The organism is Streptomyces spinoverrucosus, assembly GCF_006539505.1.
Classification (GTDB): Bacteria; Actinomycetota; Actinomycetes; order Streptomycetales; family Streptomycetaceae; genus Streptomyces; species Streptomyces spinoverrucosus.
The window spans coordinates 1-19,875 of the sequence record NZ_BJND01000010.1 but is presented as its reverse complement, the minus strand read 5'-3'; the positions used below and the strand labels follow the sequence as shown (position 1 = coordinate 19,875).

Below are 19,875 nucleotides of genomic sequence, written 5' to 3'. Positions count from 1 at the left end.
CGGGCGAGGGGGTCACGGGATCTCCTGTTCCGCCCAGATGATCTTCCCGTCGGATGTGTAGCGGGCGCCCCAGCGGTGGGCGAGCTGGGCCACGAGGAACAGGCCGCGGCCGCCCTCGTCCGTGCTGCGGGCGTGCCTCAGCCGCGGTGCGGTGCTGCTGGCGTCGGCGACCTCGCAGGTCAGCCGGGAGTCGCGGAGCAGGCGCAGGTGGATGGGCGGAGCGGCGTAGCGGATCGCGTTGGTGACCAGTTCACTCACGATCAGCTCCGTGGTCATGGCCAGCTCCTCGAACCCCCAGGCCTCGACCTGACGGGTCGCCCTTGCCCGAACGTCGGCGACAGCGGCGGGGTCCACGGGTACGTCCCAGGAGACGACGTGGTCGGCCCCCAGGGCGTGCGTGCGCGTCAGGAGCAGGGCGATGTCATCGGGTTGAGGCACAGACACAAGCCGCTGCACCGCGGCCGCGCAGAGGGGGGCGAGGTCGGAGTCGTCGGGGGCTCGTGGGGGGTGCGCGTCGGGGGTTTGGTCTTGCCGGGGGTGCTCAGTGGGGTCGGGGGCTTGATCCTGCCGGGGATGCGCGTCGGGGTCGGGGGCCGAATCCTGCGGGGAGTGCGCCGTGAGGTCGTGGGCCGGGCCCTGTCCGGAGTGCGCGGCGAGGTCGGAGTCCTGACCCCGCCCAGCCTGCCCCGCAAGCCCAGACTCCCCACCCCGCTCGACCTCCGCCGCACGGCCGGAATCCACGCCCCGCCCACTGTCCGCCGCAAACCCGGAGTCCGGACCCCGCCCAGCCTCTGCCGCACGGCCGGAATCCACGCCCCGCCCGCTCTCCGCCGCAAGGCCGGAGCCCTGACCCCGCCCAGCCTGCCCCACAAGCCCGGACTCCCGACCCCGCTCGACCTCCGCCGCACGGCCGGAATCCACGCCCCGCCCACTCTGCGCCGCACGTCCGGTCCCCCCGGCACTCGCTCCCGCGTCGCCGCCCCGGCCCCCTTCAGCCTGCACGACACGGTCACCGCCCTCGCCCGCTTCAGCGTGCCCCGCACGGTCGCCGCCCTCGCCCGCCCCGGCCCGCGCCGCACGATCGCCGCCCTCGCCCGCCCCGGCCCGCGCCGCGAGGTCACCGCCCCGATCCCCTTCAGCCCGCGCCACACGGTCCCCGTCCCCACCCCCACCTCCGAGGCCCTGGGACAACGCCTCCCCCAGCCGGGTCATGCCGCGTTCCATGTCGTGGTCGGCGCCCAGGATGAGGCCGTCGGTGTAGAGACCGAACAGGCTGTTCTCGGCGAGTTCGATCTCGGTGGACTCGAACGCCACCCCGCCCAGCCCGAGCGGCGGACCGGCCGGCGGTTCCGGGAAGGAGACCTGCCCGTCGGGGGCGACGACGACCGGGGGCGGATGCCCGGCGCGGGCCATTGTGCACCGCCTGTTGACCGGGTCGTAGACGGCGTACAGACAGGTCGCGCCAAGGAAGGCGGTGGTGCTCTCGTCGGTCTTCTCCTCGCTCAGCCGCAGCACCAGGTCGTCGAGGTGGGCCAGCAGGTCGGCCGGCGGCAGCTCCATGTCGGCCAGGGTCTGCACCGCCGTACGCAGCCGACCCATCGCCGCGGCCGCGGTGATGCCGTGGCCGACGACATCGCCGACGACGAGGCCCACCCGGGCACCGGACAGCGGGATGACGTCGAACCAGTCGCCGCCGACACCGCCTCTCGGGTCGGCCGGCAGATAGTAGGAGGCCACCTCCAGCGCCGTACCGCCCGACAGGGCCTGGGGCAGCAGGCTGCGTTGCAGGGTGACCGCCGCCGTGTGCTCCCGGGTGTAGCGGCGGGCGTTGTCCACGCACAGCGCCGCCCGGGCCACCAGCTCCCGGGCCAGCAGGACGTCGTCGGGCTGGAAGGGCACGGGGTTGAGCGACCGCATGAACGTGGTGATGCCCAGCGCGGTGTTCCGCGCCCGCATCGGCACGGCGATGAGGGTGTGCAGTCCGTACTCGCGGATGCTTCTGGCCCGCGCGGGCTCCTCGGCCATCCACCATTCGTCGGACGGGTCGAGGACCGGGATGAGGACCGGATCGCCGGTCATGATCAGATTCACGTCGTGCGGCGGCGGGACGAAGTCCACCCTGTCCCCGACCTGCGCCACGGCCTCCGGGCAGCCTTCGCGCACCGAACTCATTCCGGCGCGGCGCATGACCGGCTTGGCGGACGCCGGTCCTGCGTCGGTCAGCCACGCCCCGTGCCCCTCGGTGCTGAGGACCGGCTCCAGGAGATCGACGACGACGAAGTCCGCGAAGCGGGGGACGGCGAAGTCGGCCAGTTCCTGCGCCGTGCGCATCACGTCGAGTGTCCGGCCGATGCTGGTCCCGGCGTCGTTGACCAGCGACAGCAACTGGCGGGCGTTCCACCGCTCGGTGACGTCCAGGACCATGTAGCAGATACCGGTGATGGAGTCGGCGGCGTCCACCAGCGGGAAGAACGACGTGGAGTAGGCGTGCTGGCGGTGCGGGTCGGCCCAGCTCCAGCCGACGTACTCGTAGTCGGTGACGGGGACTCCGGTCGCCAGCACCTTGCGCATCAGACCTTCGATGGTCTCCGCCTGCAACCCGGGCAGCAGTTCGCTCAGCCGGCGGCCCAGCCGCTGCTCCCGGGGCACACCGCCGAAGCGTTCCAGGGTGTCGTTCAGCCACACGTAGCGCAGGTCCAGGTCCATCACCGCCATGCCGACCGGCGAGCGGGTCAGAAAGCCGTCGAGGACGGACTGGTCCACCGCCCACTGCGGGCGCTGCTCCCGTGCCGACACCAGGAAGCACTCCTGCGAGCCGATCCGGAAGCAGGCGGACACCCGCAGGTCGACGACGATCCGGTGGCCGTCGCGGTGCCGTAGCGGGATGTGACCGCTCCAGCCCATTCCGGCGCGGCACCGGTCGGCGATGCCGGCCGTGCGTACCGGATCCTCGGGCACCGCCAGCAGCCGTCCGGCGGAGCCGCCGACGACCTCCGCCGCCGGGTGCCCGAGGAGTTCCTCGGCCGCGCGGGTCCAGCCGATCACCACGCCGTCGGCGGAGAGCACCGCCACCGCGTCGGTGGACGCGTCGAAGAGATCGCGCGCTCCGGCCGGCGGCGGCGGTTCGGAACCGTGTCGCGCAGAGTCCATTGGTCCCCATCCTTTACAGGACCATGTTCCTGCTTGTCCGTGCGATGTGCACGGCCCCGGCGGCCCCACCGCTCCCGGACTGGGCAAGGCAGTGGGCCGGGGGCAGCATGGGAAGGGCACGTCGTCACTTCCGCCGGCCGGTGGAGGAGGAGGATCAGGGATGACAGCCGAATCCTTCCAGCCAGACGGGGATGACTACGACTCCAAGACGCCCAGACCGACCGGCCTGCTGGACGTGCTGAGCGTGGCCGCGGTGGTGGTCGACGCCGAGGGGCGCATCGTGTTCTGGACCCCGCAGGCCCAGGAGCTGTTCGGCTACACCGCGGAGGAGGCGCTGGGCACGTACGCGGCGCGGCTGTTCGTCCACCCCGAGAACCTGCCGGCCGTGATCAAGCTGTTCGCGGAGGTGCTGGAGACCGGCCGGAGCTGGGCCGGCACCTTCCCGATCCGGCACAAGGACGGCAGCACCCGCCTGACGGAGTTCCGCAACATGCGGCTGCTGGACGATCTCGGTGATGTCTACGCCCTGGGCCTCGCCGCCGACCACAACCTGCTCCAGCGCGTCGAGACCGACCTCGCCCTGTGCGAACGGCTGATCAACCAGTCCCCGATCGGCCTGGCCCTGATGGACCCGGACTTGCGCTACCTCCTGGTCAACCCGGCACTGGAGCGGATCGACGGCGTGCCCGCCGAGGACCACATCGGCCGGCATCTGCGGGAGACCCTGCACCTGCCGGACATCGACACCATCGAGGCCTGCCTGCGTCAGGTGCTCACCACCGGCACCCCGCTGCTCGACCAGTACCACGTGGGCCGCCCGCCGACCGATCCCGAGCACGAGCACGCCTGGTCCCTGTCGTTCTACCGGCTGGAGGACCCCGGCGGGCGGATCCTGGGCGCGGCCACCTCCGTCGTCGATGTCACCGAACGGCACCGCGCGGCCGCCGAGGCCGACCGGGCCCGGCGGCGCCTCGCCCTCATCGCCGACGCCTCGACCCGGGTCGGCACCACGCTGGAGGTGGAGCAGACCGCGCGCGAACTGGCCGACATCGCCGCCTCCGAGCTGGCCGACGTGGTCGCCGTGGACGTCCTGGACTCCGCGCTGGCCTGCCGCAGTTCCCGCCGGCCGGACAACGGGCCGGAGCTGTTCCGCGCGCTCGCCCTCAAGGCGGCCCACCCGACGGTGGCGCTGCGCGCCGCCGACGCGCCCGGGGATGTCGCCGCCTACGAGGGCGACCGCCTGGTCACGCTGTGCGTGCACACCGGCCGGCCGGTTCTGGTACGGCATGTCGGCGACCACGATCTGCCGCGGATCGCCCGGGACGACGAGGCGGGCGCGCTGCTGGCGCAGGCCGGTATCCACTCGTATCTGGCGGTGCCGCTGATCGCGCACGGCGAGGTGCTCGGCGCGCTCGACCTCAAGCGCACCCGCAATCCGCTGCCGTTCGACCAGGACGACGTCGTGCTGGCCAGTGAGCTGGCCAGCCGTGCCGCCGTGGCCATCGACAACGCGCGCTGGTTCCAGAGCGTGCGCAACACCTCCCTCACCCTCCAGCGCAGCCTGCTGCCCGACCACGCGCCGCACCACACCGGCCTGGAGCTCGCCTCCCGCTACCAGCCCGCGCAGGCCACCAGCGAGGTCGGCGGCGACTGGTACGACGTGATCGGACTGACCGACGACAAGACCGCCCTGGTCGTCGGTGACGTCATGGGCAACGGTATCGACGCCGCCGCCACCATGGGCCGGCTGCGTACGGCGACCGTCGCCTACGCGGACCTCGATCTCGAACCCGGTGCCGTGCTCCAGCACCTCGACAAGATCACCTGCGATCTGGAGCACTACATCGTCACGTGCGTGTACGCGGTGTACGACCCGAGCACCAGACTGTGCCGCATCGCCAACGCGGGCCATATGCCGCCCGCGCTGGCCCGCCCCGGACAGGCCCCCAAACTGCTCGACCTGCCCACCGGGGCCCCACTCGGCATCGGCGGCATTCCCTTCGAACCCAGCACGGTCGAGCTGGAGCCCGGCGACCTGCTGGTCCTCTACACCGACGGCCTCGTCGAGACCCGCCACCACCCCATCGACGACCGCCTGAACACCCTCCTCACCTTCCTCGACGAACCCCACCGGCCACTCGAAGAGACCTGCGACCTGCTGCTGTACGGCCTGCGTCACCCGGAGGACCACGACGACGTCGCCCTCCTCGTGGCGCGCGCCTTGTAGGCGGTACGGCGATTGGCCGCCGGGGGCGCAGGGCACCCGTCGGCATCATGGAGCAACCGCGGCGGATCCTGCTCACCGGGTGGTTCAGCTTCCGGGACGGGGAGGTGACCGCCGGGGACGTGCTGGCCCTGCGGCGGGTGGCGGACGTACTGGAGCGGGCCGGGCTGGCGTACGACGTCGCCTGGAGTCCGGGGTTCCGGCCGGGGGCGCTGCATCTGGAGAGCGTGCGGGCGGAGGCGTACTCCCATCTGGTGTTCGTGTGCGGGCCGGTGCACGGGCCGCAGGTCGAGGAGTTGCACCGGCGGTTCGCGCACTGTGTGCGGATCGCCGTCGGTACGTCCGTCGTCGATCCCGCGGGCCCGGCGGCCGCCGGTTTCCACGAGGTACTGGCGCGGGACGCCCCGGGGATCGAGCCGCTGGTGGACCTGTCGGCCCGCGCGCCCGCCGTCCCGGCCCGGCCGGTGGTCGGGGTGATCCTCACCCACGGTCAGCACGAGTACGCGGGGCGGCGGCGGCACGCGGAGGTCGCCGACGCCGTCACCCGGTGGCTGGCCGGGAAGGACTGTGCGCGGCTGGAGCTGGAGACCCGGCTCGACGCCCACGACTGGCGGCTGAGCGCGACGCCCGCCCAGCTGTCGTCGGTGCTCGACCGCCTCGACCTCGTCGTCACGGACCGGCTGCACGGGCTGGTCCTGGCGTTGCGGGCGGGCACTCCGGCGCTGGCCGTCGACCCGGTCACAGGCGGCGCGAAGGTGACCGCGCAGGCACGCGCCTGCGGCTGGCCCGCGCTGATCGCGGCCGAACGGCTCGACGCGCGCGAGCTGGAACGGTGGTGGGACTGGTGCCTGACCACGGGCCGCGGCGCCGCCCTCCGAACTCGGGACCGCTTCCGAGACGGCACCGGCGTACGGGACAGCGCGGAGTCACTGACGGCGGCGCTGGGGGTCACGGGGGGCCGGGAACGGCGTGCGTGAGCCCGAGTGGCGTTCACGCGGCCCGCCCCCGCACATAACGCGGGCGAGGTCCGAAGGGCAAACGCCCGGGCAGCGACCGGGACGTGACCCGTGGCGAGGCGCCGTTGTCGCGTCCGGTCGGCCTCGTCGCCGGCCTTCGGGGCTGACCGGCGAACACGGGCGGTTGGTCACCTGGACATACGGAACACCGGCCTGCCGGACAGCAGGGCCCGTACCGCCGTGCCCAGGTCCGGGGCGGTGTGCGCGGTGGTTGCCTGGGGGCGGACGGTCGAGACGAGGATCCCGTGGGCGCCTGCCCGGCGGGCGGCCTCCATGTGGGCGTCGGTGTCGCCGATCACGGCGCAGTCGGCGGGGGCCGTGCACAGGCGTCCGGCGGCCCAGAGGATCAGGCCCGGCTCGGGTGGGCGGCAGTGGCAGCCGTCGTCGTGAGGAAGCCGGTACGCACACCATGGAAGCGCAACAGCGCGAGCGCCTCGTAGACGCCGGCGACGGGGCGGACACGGTCGGGGTCGGCGTTGCCGGGGACGTCCTCGACGAGGATTCCGTCCCGGTCGAGGAGCACGGCACGGATCCGACTCATGGCACCGCCTCCCGCCGGGCCGGTGCGGCTCGGGTCACGACGCCACGTCCGGCCGGACTGGTGCAGATCCGGGTCACGGCGCCACCTCCCACCAGACGGACGCGGCTCGGGCCACGACGCCACGTCCGGCCGGGCCGGTGCGGATCCGGGTCACGGCTCCGCCTCCCACCGGGCAGGTGCGGATCGGCCACGACCACCCCAGCCAAACCAACGCGGACCCGGGACGCCGCCACCCACCACCAGACCACCCTGCACCCAGCTCACAGCGCCACCTCCCACCAGGCCGACGCGGCTCGGGCCACGACGCCACCCCACCAGACCAGCGCGGACCCGGGACCGCGCCACCCACCACCAGACCACCCCGCACCCGGGTCACAGCGCCACCTCCCACCAGGCCGATGCGGCTCGGGTCACGACGCCACGTCCGCCGGGCCGGTGCAGATCCGGGTCACGGCTCCGCCTCCCACCGGGCAGGTGCGGATCGGGTCACGACGCCACCCCCGCCAAACCAGCGCGGATCCGGGACGGCGGCCCCCCCCACCAAGCCACCCCACACCCGGGCCACGGCGCCACCCCCACCAGACCGACACGGCTCGGGCCACAACGCCACGTCCGGCCGGGCCGGTGCGGATCCAGGTCACGACGCACCTCCCACCAGGCCGACGCGGCTCGGGCCACGACACGCCCCCCAAACCAGCGCGGATCCGGGACGGCGCCCCCCCACCAACCCACCCCACACCCAGCTCACAACGCCACCTCCCGCCACGCCGGCGCGTACCGGTGGCGTCGCAGGCCGTTCAGCCAGTGCCAGCTGGCTGTCGGGGGAATGAGCACGCTGGTCACCAGCAGGGTGGTCACCTCGTCCCGGGTGCGTGGGCCCGGTGCGATGCGTGCCCAGGCGAACTCCGCGGTACCCGCGGCCCAGACCGACGCGGCGACGGCGGCGGCCGTACGACGCCCAGCCCCCGCGAGCACACACGCCGCCGCGCCCGCCGCCGTCACCGCGAGGTGGACGCGGATCCGACCGCGCGGCGCGGCCGCCTTGGACCACCACCCGGGGCCGTGCAACCGCAGCATGAGCGCGTCGTCGGCATGCCCGCGCTGGGCGGTCACCGAGGCCCAGCGGCCCACGGGGTGCACCGGGTGCCGTGTGGTGCGCCGCCCCTGCCGGATGCCCCACCCGGCGTCGAGAAGCCGCAGCGCCAGGTCGACGTCCTCCCGGTGGGCGTGCAGGAAGCGTTCGTCGAAGCCTCGGACCTGCTTGAGGGCGTCGGTGCGGTAGGCCATGTCGACGGTGCCCCAGCGGGCCCGCGCGCGGGCCACCGTCTCGCGCTCCCAGTCGGTGGGGCGGCGGCGCCCGGGCAGCGGTACGGCGATCACAGCCTGCACACCCGCCGTGTCGGGGCTCGCGGCCGCCAGGTCCTGGGTCAGCTGCTCGCACCAGTGCGGGCCGACCTGCACGTCGTCGTCCAGGAAGGCGACCCAGGGCGAGGCGACCGCGCGCAGGCCGGTGTTGCGGGCGGCGGCGGGGCCGCGGCCGCCGCCGTGCAGCACGGTCGTACGGTCCTGAAGATCGCCGAGGACGTCCAGGGGATGCTCCAGCGAGCCCGGGTCCGGGACGGGCCGGTCGTCGACCAGGACGATCTCGCGCGGCTGGGGGCCGGTCGCGGCGGCCAGCGCGGCGAGGCAGTCGGCGAGGGTGTCACGGACCAGCGTAGGGATCACCACGGCGTAGGCGGTGGTCATGTGTCCCCGGGTGCCAGAGTGCGGGCGCCTCAAACACTCGGAGGCTCCGGGCCGCTATAAACCCCGTCTATACACTCGGTGTATAGTCTCGGCATGCCTCTCCGACCAGGACTCCGACGCAGAATCAGACCACGCAGCACCAGACCGCTCTCGCCGGCCCAGCCGTCCAAGCCGTCCAAGCCGTCCAAGCCGTCCCGGAAGACGGAAAGACGGGGGACCGCGTTCCGCCCCGCCGCGACTTTGCTCGCGGCCCTCTCCCTGCCGCTAGCCCTGACCGGCTGCACGAGCCTCGACACCACCGCCCCCAGCGCGGTCCGCGCCCAGGCCGCGTCCGGCGAGAGGGCCGCCGCCTTCGGCAGCGTCGACTGCCGGCGCGCCAAGTGCATCGCGCTCACCTTCGACGCAGGACCCAGCGAGAACTCCCCGCGCCTGCTCGACATCCTGAAGGAGAAGCAGGTCCCGGCGACCTTCTTCCTGCTCGGCAAGCGGCACATCGAGAAGTACCCGGAGCTGGTCCGGCGGATGGCCGACGAGGGCCACGAGATAGCCAGCCACACCTGGGACCACAAGATCCTCACCCGGCTGAAGCCGGACGAGATCCGCGAGGAACTTCAGCGGCCCAACGAGGAGATCGAGCGCCTCACGGGCCGCCGCCCCACCCTCATGCGCCCGCCCCAGGGCCGTACGAACGACACCGTGCACGACATCTGCCGCGAACTCGGTCTCGCCGAGGTCCTGTGGAGCGTCACCGCCAAGGACTACACGACCAACGACTCCGCACTGATCCGGCAGCGCGTCCTCGACCAGGCGGGCCGGGACGGCATCATCCTGCTGCACGACATCTACAAGGGGACCGTGCCGGCGGTACCCGGCATCATCGACGCCCTGAAGGAGCGCGGCTACGTGTTCGTGACGGTCCCTCAGCTGCTGGCACCAGGGAAGGCCGAACCGGGCAAGGTCTACCGCTAGCGCCCTCAGAAAGGTTTACGGATGGCGCCCTAAGATCGCCCCGTGGCCACCTTCCTCCTCGAACGCACGGCTCCCCTGTCCCCGCCCGAGGCCTGGCGCCGGCTCACGGACTGGCCCCGGCACGGTGATGTCGTCCCGCTGACCCGCGTCACCGTGCTCACCCCCGAACCGACCCACGAGGGCACGGTGTTCGTGGCCCGCTCCGGCCTCGGTCCGCTGGCGTTCGACGACCGGATGGAGGTCACCGTCTGGCAGCCGCCGACCGACGACGCCCCCGGCCGGTGCCGTCTGGACAAACGCGGCCGGGTCGTGCGCGGCTGGGCGGAGATCGAGGTCCGCCCGGGTCCGGGCGGCCGCGCCCATGTGGTCTGGCGTGAGGAACTCCGCGTACGCCTGCTGCCGCCCTTCCTCGACGGCGCCCTGGAACGCGCGGCCCGCTCGGTGTTCGGACGGGCGGCGAACCGCCTCCTCCGAGGACGGTGACCCAGCCCGGTTCAGGCCACCGACCCGATCCGCCCCGCCGGTGCCGACGGCGTGTCGTGGTGGATCGGGGTGTGCGCACCGGTCAGCGAAACCCCGCTGCCGCCCCGCCGGTTGGCCACGATCTCGGCGGCGATGGACAGTGCCGTCTCCTCCGGCGTACGGGCGCCCAGGTCCAGGCCGATGGGCGAGCGCAGGCGGGCCAGCTCCAGGTCGGTGACGCCGACGTCGCGCAGCCGCCGGTTGCGGTCGAGGTGGGTGCGGCGGGAGCCCATGGCGCCGACGTACGCCACCGGCAGCCGCAGCGCCAGCTTCAGCAGGGGTACGTCGAACTTGGCGTCGTGGGTCAGCACGCACAGGACCGTGCGGGCGTCGACGTCGGTGCGCTCCAGGTACTCATGGGGCCACTCGACGACGATCTCGTCGGCCTCGGGGAAACGGGCCCGCGTCGCGAAGACGGGGCGGGCGTCGCACACCGTGACGTGGTAGCCGAGGAATTTGCCGACGCGGACCAGCGCCGAGGCGAAGTCGATCGCGCCGAAGACGATCATGCGGGGGGCGGGGACCGACGACTCGACCAGCACCGTCAGCGGCGCTCCGCACCGGGAGCCCTGCTCTCCGATCTCCAGGGTGCCGGTGCGCCCGGCGTCCAGGAAGGCGCCCGCCTCGGCCGCGACGGTGCGGTCCAGCTCGGGATGGGCGCCGAAGCCGCCGTCGTACGACCCGTCGGGGCGGACCAGCAGCGCGCGGCCGCCCGTCAGTTCGGCCGGGCCGGAGACGATCCGGGCCAGCGCGGCGGGCTCGCGCCGGGACGCGGCGGCCACCGCGGACGCCACCACCGGCCGGACGGGGTCGCCCGCCCGGACCGGGGTGACCAGGATGTCGATGACGCCGCCGCAGGTCAGTCCGACCGCGAAGGCGTCCTCGTCGCTGTAGCCGAAGCGCTCCAGGACCGTCTCCCCGTCCCGCAACGCCTGCTGGCACAGCTCGTACACCGCGCCCTCCACACAGCCGCCGGAGACCGAGCCGATGGCCGTGCCGTCGGCGTCCACCGCGAGGGCGGCGCCGGGCTGGCGCGGGGCGCTGCCGCTCACGGCCACCACGGTGGCCACGGCGAAGTCGCGTCCCTGCTCGACCCACCGGTGCAGCTCGTCGGCGATGTCCAGCATCTCTCGGTCTCCTTAACAGCGGTTGTGTGAAGGGCAGCCGGGCGCCTAGTGGACGCCCATCCAGCTCTCGATGGGGTTGAGTGCGAAGAACACGACGAAGATCACCGCCAGCGCCCACATGAAGGCACCGATCTCCCGCGCCTTGCCCTGCGCGATCCTGATGGCGACGTACGAGATGACGCCGGCGGCGACTCCCGCGGTGATCGAGTACGTGAACGGCATGATCACGACGGTCAGGAAGACCGGGATCGCGGTGGCGCGGTCGGACCAGTCCACGTGCCGGGCGTTCATCATCATCATGGCGCCGATCACCACCAGGGCGGCGGCCGCGACCTCGCCCGGCACGATCGCCGTCAGCGGCGTGAAGAACAGACAGGCGGCGAAGAACAGCCCGGTGATCACCGAGGACAGGCCGGTCCGGGCACCCTCGCCCACGCCGGTCGCCGACTCCACGAACACGGTCTGGCCGGAGGCGCCGGAGACGCCGCCGATCGCGCCGCCCGCGCCGTCGATGAACAGCGCCTTGGACAGGCCCGGCATCCGGCCCCGGTCGTCGGCCAGCTTGGCCTCGGTGCCGACGCCGATGATGGTCGCCATCGCGTCGAAGAATCCGGCGAGCACCAGCGTGAAGACGATCATGCCGACGGTCATCGCACCGACCTCGCCCCAGCCGCCGAACTCGACGTTGCCGAAGATCGAGAAGTCGGGCATCGAGACCGCGCTGCCGTTGAGTTCGGGAGCGCCCCCGGCCCACTGCTTGGGGTCGATGACGTCGAGGCCGTTGAGGATCAGGGCGAGGATCGTGCCGCCGACGATGCCGATCAGGATGGCGCCGGGGATGCCGCGCGCCTGGAGCATGAAGATGGCGAGGAGGGTCACGGCGAAGAGCAGCACCGGCCAGCCTGCCAGCTCGCCCGCCGGGCCCAGGGTGACCGGGGTGCCTTCGCCCTGGTGCACGAAACCGGCCTTGTAGAAGCCGATCAGCGCCACGAACAGGCCGATGCCCATGGTGATCGCGTGCTTCAGCGGCAGCGGGATCGCATTCATGATCAGTTCACGCAGGCCGGTGACGACCAGCAGCATGATGACCACGCCGTAGATCACGCACATGCCCATCGCCTGGGCCCAGGTCATCTGGGGAGCGACCTGGGAGGCGAGTACGCCGGAGACGGACAGGCCCGCGGCGAGCGCGAGGGGCACCTTGCCGACGAAACCCATCAGCAGCGTGGTGAGGGCCGCCGCGAACGCGGTCGCCGTGATCAGGGCCTGCTGGCCGAGCGTGTTCCCGGCCGCGTCCTTGCCGGACAGGATCAGGGGGTTGAGCAGGAGGATGTACGCCATCGCCATGAAGGTGGTGACGCCGCCGCGCACCTCACGCGCGACCGTGGATCCTCGGTGGGATATGTGGAAGTACCGGTCGAGCCACGACCTGCCGGCGGGGAGGCGGGTTCCTTTACCCGCGTCTTCGGCAGTGGTCGTGGGCTCCAGTGACTGCTGGGTCATGTGGGCCTACTCCCAAGGTTCACAGGGGCACCCGTATGGGGAACCGCAGATGCGGCTACGGGATTTGGGAAGGTGCTTCGGCCGCACGACCCGGGGGACGGCCCGAGACGAACGATCTGGTTGCTCCGGGCGGCGCGGAGTGTGTGACGTTCCGTGCGCCGCCCGGAGGGACTTGCGGGTTCCTTACGCCGTGCCGGTGAGGTGTTCCGGCCGTACGGGCGTCCGGTTCAGCTCCAGCCCCGTCGCGTTCCGGATCGCCGCGAGGACGGCCGGGGTCGACGACAGGGTGGGGGCCTCGCCGATGCCGCGCAGCCCGTAGGGTGCGTGGTCGTCGGCGAGTTCGAGCACGTCGACGGGGATGGTCGGCGTGTCGAGAATCGTGGGGATCAGATAGTCCGTGAAGGAGGGGTTCTTCACCTTCGCGGTCTTCGGGTCGACGACGATCTCCTCCATGACCGCCACACCGAGACCCTGGGTCGTACCGCCCTGGATCTGGCCGATGACGGACAGCGGGTTGAGCGCCTTGCCGACGTCCTGGGCGCAGGCCAGCTCGATCACCTTGACCAGGCCCAGCTCGGTGTCGACCTCGACGACGGCGCGGTGCGCGGCGAAGGAGTACTGGACGTGGCCGTTGCCCTGGCCGGTGCGCAGGTCGAAGGCCTCGGTCGGCCGGTGCCGCCACTCCTCCTCGACCTCGACGGCCTCGTTCTCCAGCACGTCCACCAGGTCGGCCAGCACCTCGCCGCCGTCGGTGACGACCTTGCCGCCCTCCAGCAGCAGCTCGGCGGTGGCCCAGGCCGGGTGGTAGGAGCCGAACTTGCGCCGCCCGAGGTCCAGCACCTTCTCACGGACCAGCTCACAGGCGTTCTTGACGGCGCCACCGGTGACGTACGTCTGCCGCGAGGCCGACGTCGAACCGGCGCTGCCCACCTGGGTGTCGGCCGGGTGGATGGTCACCTGCGTGACGCCCAGCTCGGTGCGGGCGATCTGCGCGTGGACGGTGACACCGCCCTGGCCGACCTCCGCCATGGCCGTGTGCACGGTGGCGACGGGCTCGCCGCCCACGACCTCCATACGGACGCGCGCAGTCGAGTAGTCGTCGAAACCCTCGGAGAAGCCGACGTTCTTGATGCCGACCGCGTAGCCCACACCGCGTACGACGCCTTCTCCGTGCGTGGTGTTGGACAGACCGCCCGGCAGCTGCCGTACGTCGGCGCCCTCGCTGCTCTCCCACTGGCGCTCCGGCGGCATCGGCATCGCCTTGACGCGGCGCAGCAGTTCGGCGACCGGCGCCGGGGAGTCGACCGGCTGCCCGGTCGGCATGATGGTCCCCTGCTCCATGGCGTTCAGCTGCCGGAACTCCACCGGGTCCATGCCGAGTTGCTCGGCCACCTTGTCCATCTGCGCCTCGTAGGCGAAGCACGCCTGGACCGCGCCGAAGCCGCGCATGGCGCCGCAAGGCGGGTTGTTGGTGTAGAGGGCGAAGGCCTCGATGTCCACATCGTCGACCACGTACGGGCCGACGCTCAGCGACGCGGCGTTGCCGACGACCGCCGGGGAGGCGGAGGCGTAGGCGCCGCCGTCCAGGACGATCCGGCACTTCAGGTGCGTGAGCTTGCCGTCCCTGGTGGCGCCGTGCTCGTAGTACAGCTTGGCCGGGTGGCGGTGGACGTGCCCGAAGAAGGACTCGAACCGGTTGTAGACGATCTTCACGGGCTTGCCGGTGCGCAGCGCCAGCAGACAGGCGTGGATCTGCATCGACAGGTCCTCACGACCGCCGAAAGCGCCGCCGACACCGGCCAGCGTCATCCGCACCTTCTCCTCGGGCAGGCCGAGCACGGGCGCGATCTGGCGCAGGTCGGAGTGCAGCCACTGGGTGGCGATGTACAGGTGGACGCCACCGTCCTCCTCCGGCACCGCCAGACCCGACTCGGGGCCGAGGAAGGCCTGGTCCTGCATGCCGAAGGTGTACTCGCCCTCGACGATCACGTCGGCGCGCTTACGGGCCTCCTCCACGTCGCCGCGGACGATCGGCTGGCGGTGCACGATGTTCGGGTGCGGGACGTGACCGAAGTGGTGGTCGTCGCGGTTGTCGTGGACGAGGACCGCGTCCGGCGCGGTCGCGGAGGCCTCGTCGGTGATGACCGGCAGTTCGCGGTAGTCGACCTTGATCTTGGCCGCGGCGCGGCGGGCGGTCTCCGGGTGGTCGGCGGCGACGATCGCCACCGGCTCACCGTGGTGACGTACCTTGCCGTGCGCGAGGACCGGAGTGTCCTGGATCTCCAGACCGTAGTTCTTCACGTCGGTCGGCAGGTCGTCGTAGGTCATGACCGCGTAGACGCCCGGCAGGGCGAGGGCCTCGCTCGTGTCGATGGACACGATCTCGGCGTGGGCGACCGTCGATCTGAGGATCTGGCCCCAGAGCATGTCCTCGTGCCACATGTCGGACGAGTAGGCGAACTCGCCGGTGACCTTCAGGGTGCCGTCCGGGCGGAGCGTGGACTCGCCGATGCCGCCCTTGGTACGGGTGCCCTGGGTGATCTTCGTAGGAGCGCCGTTGGCCGGCATGGTCAGACCCCCTCGGACTGGCGGGCGGCGGCCAGGCGGACCGCGTCCATGATCTTCTCGTAGCCGGTGCAGCGGCACAGGTTGCCCGACAGCGCCTCGCGGATGTCCGCGTCGGTCGGGTTCGGGTTGTGCTCCAGCATCTCGTCGGCGGCGACCAGCAGCCCCGGCGTGCAGAAGCCGCACTGCACGGCTCCGGCGTCGATGAACGCCTGCTGGATCGGGGAGAGCTCGCTGCCCTCGCCGGTCTGCGAGTCGGTGCCCTTGGCCTGCCACTGCTGAGCGTCCTGCAGCGACGTACCGCACGCGCCCGTCCCGCAGGACCGCTGCTTGGCGTAGTCCGCGAGCCCCTCGACGGTGACGACCTCGCGGCCCTCCACCTGACCCGCCGCCACCAGGCACGAACAGACGGGCACCCCGTCCAGCCGAACCGTGCACGACCCGCACTCGCCCTGCTCACAGGCGTTCTTGGACCCCGGAAGCCCGAGCCGCTCGCGCAGCACGTACAGCAGGGACTCGCCCTCCCATACGTCGTCGGCTTCCTGCGGACGACCGTTGACAGTGAAGTTGACGCGCATCACGCAGCTCCCTCGGTGGTGCGGCGGGCGCCGCGGTACGACTCCCAGGTCCAGGTCAGCGTGCGGCGGGCCATGACGCCCACCGCGTGGCGGCGGTAGCTCGCCGTCCCCCGGACGTCGTCGATCGGGTTGCAGGCGGCGGAGCACAGCTGCGCGAACTGCTTGGCGACCGACGGGGTGATGATCTTTCCGTTGTCCCAGAAGCCGCCCTCCTCCAGAGCGGCGTTCAGGAACTCCTCCGCGGCCTTGGCCCGGACGGGCGTCGGGGCGGCCGAACCGATCCCCGTCCGCACGGTCCGCGTCTCGGGGTGCAGCGCGAGGCCGAAGGCGCACACGGCGATGACCATGGCGTTGCGCGTGCCGACCTTCGAGTACTGCTGGGGCCCGTCCGCCTTCTTGATGTGCACGGCGCGGATCAGCTCGTCCGGCGCGAGCGCGTTGCGCTTGACGCCGGTGTAGAACTCGTCGATCGGGATGCGCCGGGAGCCCCGTACGGACTCCACCTCGACCTCGGCGCCGGCGGCGAGGAGGGCGGGGTGGGCGTCACCGGCCGGGGAGGCGGTGCCGAGGTTGCCGCCGACGCCGCCGCGGTTGCGGATCTGCGGGGAGGCGACGGTGTGCGAGGCGAGCGCCAGGCCCGGCAGCTCGGCGCGCAGGTGCTCCATGATGCTGGAGTACGGGACGGAGGCGCCCAGCCGCACGGAGTCCTCGCCGACCTCCCACTCGGAGAGATCGCCGATGCGGTTGAGGTCCATGAGGTACTCGGGCCGGCGGTGGTCGAAGTTGATCTCGACCATCACATCGGTGCCACCCGCAATCGGCACAGCGGTGGGGTGCTCTGCCTTCGCGGCGAGCGCCTCCTCCCAGCTGGCGGGGCGAAGGAAGTCCATGACCGGCTCTCTTCTTCGTCTCGTGGGTCGTACAGATTGAGCCAATCCGTGTGCGGCGGGCCCGGCTCGTTCATGTGCTGTTAACGCGGATTGACGTCAGTACACAGCGCCGTCCTCCAACGGGGTCAGTCACCGAAACCATGAAGGAGTTGGCTGGCCAGGGCAGTCATCTTGTAGATTCGTATGAACGGAGGTCATCAGTAACCTCCTGGTTTTCCTGGGGAAACGTCCGGCACAGCCCGCGTGACCTGGGACACAGCACGGGAGACGGCGAGCACCGCTCAACCGGCCACCGCACGGGCCACTCACCCACGGACCCGTCAAGATCCATCGTAGTTTTCGAGACAAAGAACGGCGGCGACGAGAATGCGGCTGCGCGCACTGCTGGACACCGACGCGCTGGGCCTCAAGCTGCTCGGCGGCGAGGACGAGCTGGACCGCACCGTGCGGGGCGTGATGACCACCGACCTGCGGGACCCCAGCCGCTACCTCTCCGGCGGTGAGCTGGTGCTGACCGGCCTGGCCTGGCGCCGGGACGCGGCCGACTCCGAGCCTTTCGTACGGACCCTGGTGCAGGCCGGCGTGGTGGCCCTCGCGGCCGGTGAGGCGGAACTGGGCGACGTACCGGACGACCTGGTCGTGGCGTGCGCCCGCCACCGCCTGCCCCTCTTCGCGGTGCACGAGTCGGTGGCCTTCGCGACGATCACCGAGCACGTCGTACGACAGGTCTCCGGCGAACGCGCGGGCGACCTCGCCGCCGTCGTGGACCGGCACCGCCGGATGATGACCTCGGGCCCGGCGGGCGGCGGCCCGGACGTCGTACTCGACCTCCTCGGCTCGGACCTGGACCTGCGCGCCTGGGTCCTCTCCCCCACCGGCCGCCTCATCGCGGGCCCCAAGATCGGCGGCCCGGCGCTGCCTCCCGAGGCGTGCGCGAAGCTGGCGGCCGAACACCTGGCGGCCGCCCGCACCGGCCGCCGCGGCCCGCACCGCCTGATCCTCGGCACCACGACGTACTCCCTCTTCCCCATCCGCAGCAGCGGCCGCTCCCCGCAGGCCTCCCGGGACGTCCGCGAGACGGTCCTGTCCGACTGGCTGCTGGCCGTGGAGGCGGACGCCGGTGACTGGGCGGAGGAGCGCCTGGACCTGCTGCACGGCGTCACCCAGCTGATCGCGGTCGAACGCGACCGCCGCGACGCGGCCCGCACGGTCCGCCGCCGGCTGGCCCAGGAGATCCTGGAACTCGTCCAGACGGGCGCCGCCCCCGCCGAGATCGCGGCCCGCCTGCGCGTCGCCGCCCCGGTCCTGCTGCCCGGCCTCGGCGCGGCCCCCCACTGGCAGGTGGTCGTGGCCCGCGTCGAGTGGGACGACGCCGAGATCGAGGCGGGCCCGGTGGCTCAGTCACTCCTTGAGGAGATCCTGGTCGACCCAATGGCCACCGGACCCGAACCCTCCGACCGCATCGCCGTGGCCCACACCGGCGACGAGGCGATCGCCCTGGTCCCCCTCCCGGCCGTCTCCACCGAGCACGACGGCTCGGAAACGGGCGTCCTCGCGGACGCACTCCTCACCTCGATCCGGACCCCCCTCTCCTCGGGACTGGACGACGACGGCCGCGTCACGCTCGGCGTCAGCGCGGCGGTCCACTCGGCGGAGGGCCTGCGCGGCGCCCTGGAGGAGGCCCGCCACGCCCGCCGGGTGGCGGCGGCCCGCCCCGGCCGCGTCTGCGCGGCCGGCCACCAGGAACTGGCCTCCCACGTCCTGCTCCTCCCCTTCGTCCCCGACGACGTACGCCGAGCCTTCACCGCCCGCCTCCTGGACCCCCTGCGCGACTACGACCGCCGCCACCGCGCCGAGCTGATCCCCACCCTCGAAGCGTTCCTCGAATGCGACGGCTCCTGGACCCGCTGCGCCTCCCGCCTCCACCTGCACGTCAACACGCTGCGTTACCGGGTGGGCCGGATCGAGCAGTTGACGAGCCGCGACCTGTCACGCCTGGAGGACAAGCTGGACTTCTTCCTGGCCCTGCGCATGAGCTGAAACCCAACGGACCGCGAAGTCCCACGACTTTGTGAAATCCTTCACCCGCCCCCTTGGCCGGGCAGCTGAATTGGTGCTGAAATGCGGCCACCACTCAACAGCTCAATGGCGTGCTCGGGGAGGGCAACGTGGCGCATACCGCCATGTCTGGTACCGGAACGACCGCAGACGACGATCCCCTCCAGACCGCGGTATGGCGGTTGCGCTCACGGGCCTGCTGGGCCGACGCGGCGGCCCTGCTGCCCCCGACCACACCGGCGGCGGCCCTGCAACGCGCGGCGCTGCTGGTCGAACGCTGCCTGTACACCGAGCAGGGCTGGGAGGACGCCGAGGACGCCCTGCGCACGGCCGAGGCACTGGCCCACACCGACGAGGAAAGGGGAGCGGCCGCCTGCGAACGCGGCCAACTCGCCTACGCGGCAACCCTGCACACGGTCCGCGACCGCGCAGACGAGGCCCGAGCGGCCCTGGGCCGAGCAGCGGCCCTAATCCCTCCCGGCGCCCCCGGCCGCCCCCTACTGGACTTCCGCCGAGGCCTCTTGGCAGAAAACCTGGCCCGCTCCCCCCAGGCCGCCCTCGCCGCCTACCGCCGCGCCCACGCAGGCGCCACCGCCCACGACAACGCCCTCCTCCTCTCCTTCACCTGGCGCCACCTCGCCGGACTGGCCCTCAGAGAAGGCGAGTTGGCAGAGGCCCGCCACGGCTTCACCGAGTCCCTCCGCATCCGCGAGGAGCTGGGCTACCTGGTCGGCACGGCCCCCGCTCTGGCCTCCCTGGCAGACACAGAACCCGAACCGGAGGCCTCCCGCCTACGAGAGGAGGCCCGCCGCCTCTACCGCCTCCTGGGCGGCGTCCCCACATGGCTAGCAGCCCACCTGACCCCACCGACCCCGGGAGCGGCAACGGCGTAGAGGCCGGGGACGTCACGCAACCCGGCACGACGGGGCGCCGCTGCGCCCACCCGTGCCGCCCCAGCGGCACGACTGCCCGCAGCTGCGCGCGCC

At 72.3% G+C, this 19,875-nt stretch carries 15 protein-coding genes; 6 read left to right on the top strand and 9 right to left on the bottom strand.

Going from position 1 to position 19,875, the window contains the following annotated elements; translation table 11 throughout:
• Nucleotides 1–12: 12 nt before the first annotated feature.
• Complete coding sequence (locus SSP24_RS43935) at nt 13–3,150, bottom strand: SpoIIE family protein phosphatase (RefSeq protein WP_244951791.1); 3,138 nt, start codon at nt 3,148–3,150, stop codon at nt 13–15.
• Between the two features lie 160 nt (nt 3,151–3,310).
• Here SSP24_RS43935 and SSP24_RS08010 point away from each other — a divergent pair, with 160 nt between their 5' ends.
• On the top strand, nt 3,311–5,377 hold the full coding sequence (locus SSP24_RS08010; protein WP_141308318.1) for a SpoIIE family protein phosphatase: 2,067 nt from the start codon (nt 3,311–3,313) through the stop codon (nt 5,375–5,377).
• A 47-nt stretch (nt 5,378–5,424) separates the two neighbouring features.
• Nucleotides 5,425–6,351, top strand: a complete 927-nt coding sequence (locus SSP24_RS08005) for a polysaccharide pyruvyl transferase family protein (protein ID WP_141308316.1) — start codon at nt 5,425–5,427, stop codon at nt 6,349–6,351.
• 167 nt (nt 6,352–6,518) lie between these two features.
• Here the strand turns inward: SSP24_RS08005 and SSP24_RS45110 are convergent, their stop codons facing one another.
• From SSP24_RS45110 to SSP24_RS07995, 3 genes are all read right to left on the bottom strand, one after another.
• Nucleotides 6,519–6,716: an HAD hydrolase-like protein gene (locus SSP24_RS45110; protein ID WP_308793813.1), complete on the bottom strand. Its 198-nt coding sequence runs from the start codon at nt 6,714–6,716 to the stop codon at nt 6,519–6,521.
• A gap of 20 nt (nt 6,717–6,736) precedes the next feature.
• On the bottom strand, nt 6,737–6,931 hold the full coding sequence (locus SSP24_RS45105) for an HAD family hydrolase (protein ID WP_308439602.1): 195 nt from the start codon (nt 6,929–6,931) through the stop codon (nt 6,737–6,739).
• Nucleotides 6,932–7,675: 744 nt separating this feature from the next.
• Nucleotides 7,676–8,677, bottom strand: coding sequence for a glycosyltransferase family 2 protein (locus tag SSP24_RS07995; RefSeq protein ID WP_141308314.1), 1,002 nt, complete (start codon nt 8,675–8,677; stop codon nt 7,676–7,678).
• 93 nt (nt 8,678–8,770) lie between these two features.
• Between SSP24_RS07995 and SSP24_RS07990 the strand changes: the two genes are divergently transcribed.
• Both SSP24_RS07990 and SSP24_RS07985 read left to right on the top strand, forming a co-directional pair.
• Nucleotides 8,771–9,646, top strand: a complete 876-nt coding sequence (locus tag SSP24_RS07990; RefSeq protein WP_141308312.1) for a polysaccharide deacetylase family protein — start codon at nt 8,771–8,773, stop codon at nt 9,644–9,646.
• 42 nt (nt 9,647–9,688) lie between these two features.
• Nucleotides 9,689–10,129, top strand: a complete 441-nt coding sequence (locus SSP24_RS07985; protein WP_141308310.1) for an SRPBCC family protein — start codon at nt 9,689–9,691, stop codon at nt 10,127–10,129.
• 11 nt (nt 10,130–10,140) lie between these two features.
• On the opposite strand, the gene SSP24_RS07980 is transcribed toward SSP24_RS07985, so the two are convergent.
• The 5 genes from SSP24_RS07980 to SSP24_RS07960 all read right to left on the bottom strand — a co-directional run bounded on the left by SSP24_RS07980 (nt 10,141) and on the right by SSP24_RS07960 (nt 16,831).
• Nucleotides 10,141–11,295: an XdhC family protein gene (locus tag SSP24_RS07980; protein ID WP_141308309.1), complete on the bottom strand. Its 1,155-nt coding sequence runs from the start codon at nt 11,293–11,295 to the stop codon at nt 10,141–10,143.
• Between the two features lie 45 nt (nt 11,296–11,340).
• A complete protein-coding gene (locus SSP24_RS07975) occupies nt 11,341–12,798 on the bottom strand; it encodes an NCS2 family permease (protein ID WP_141308307.1) in 1,458 nt (485 codons plus the stop codon).
• Nucleotides 12,799–12,981: 183 nt separating this feature from the next.
• Nucleotides 12,982–15,366 (bottom strand): xanthine dehydrogenase family protein molybdopterin-binding subunit, encoded by a 2,385-nt coding sequence (locus SSP24_RS07970; protein ID WP_141308305.1) that lies wholly within the window; start codon nt 15,364–15,366, stop codon nt 12,982–12,984.
• Between the two features lie 2 nt (nt 15,367–15,368).
• The gene (locus SSP24_RS07965; RefSeq protein WP_141308303.1) at nt 15,369–15,941 is read right to left on the bottom strand and encodes a (2Fe-2S)-binding protein; all 573 of its coding nucleotides are present in this window, start codon (nt 15,939–15,941) and stop codon (nt 15,369–15,371) included.
• Nucleotides 15,941–16,831 carry an FAD binding domain-containing protein gene (locus tag SSP24_RS07960; protein WP_141308301.1) on the bottom strand — a complete coding sequence of 297 codons (891 nt, stop codon included), beginning with the start codon at nt 16,829–16,831 and terminating at the stop codon, nt 15,941–15,943. Before SSP24_RS07960 ends, SSP24_RS07965 begins: the two co-directional genes overlap by 1 nt.
• A 366-nt stretch (nt 16,832–17,197) precedes the next feature.
• Between SSP24_RS07960 and SSP24_RS07955 the strand changes: the two genes are divergently transcribed.
• Both SSP24_RS07955 and SSP24_RS07950 read left to right on the top strand, forming a co-directional pair.
• Entirely contained in the window at nt 17,198–18,871 is a 1,674-nt protein-coding gene (locus SSP24_RS07955) for a PucR family transcriptional regulator (RefSeq protein ID WP_141308299.1), read from the top strand.
• Between the two features lie 143 nt (nt 18,872–19,014).
• Entirely contained in the window at nt 19,015–19,782 is a 768-nt protein-coding gene (locus SSP24_RS07950; protein WP_141308296.1) for a hypothetical protein, read from the top strand.
• Nucleotides 19,783–19,875 lie beyond the last annotated feature (93 nt).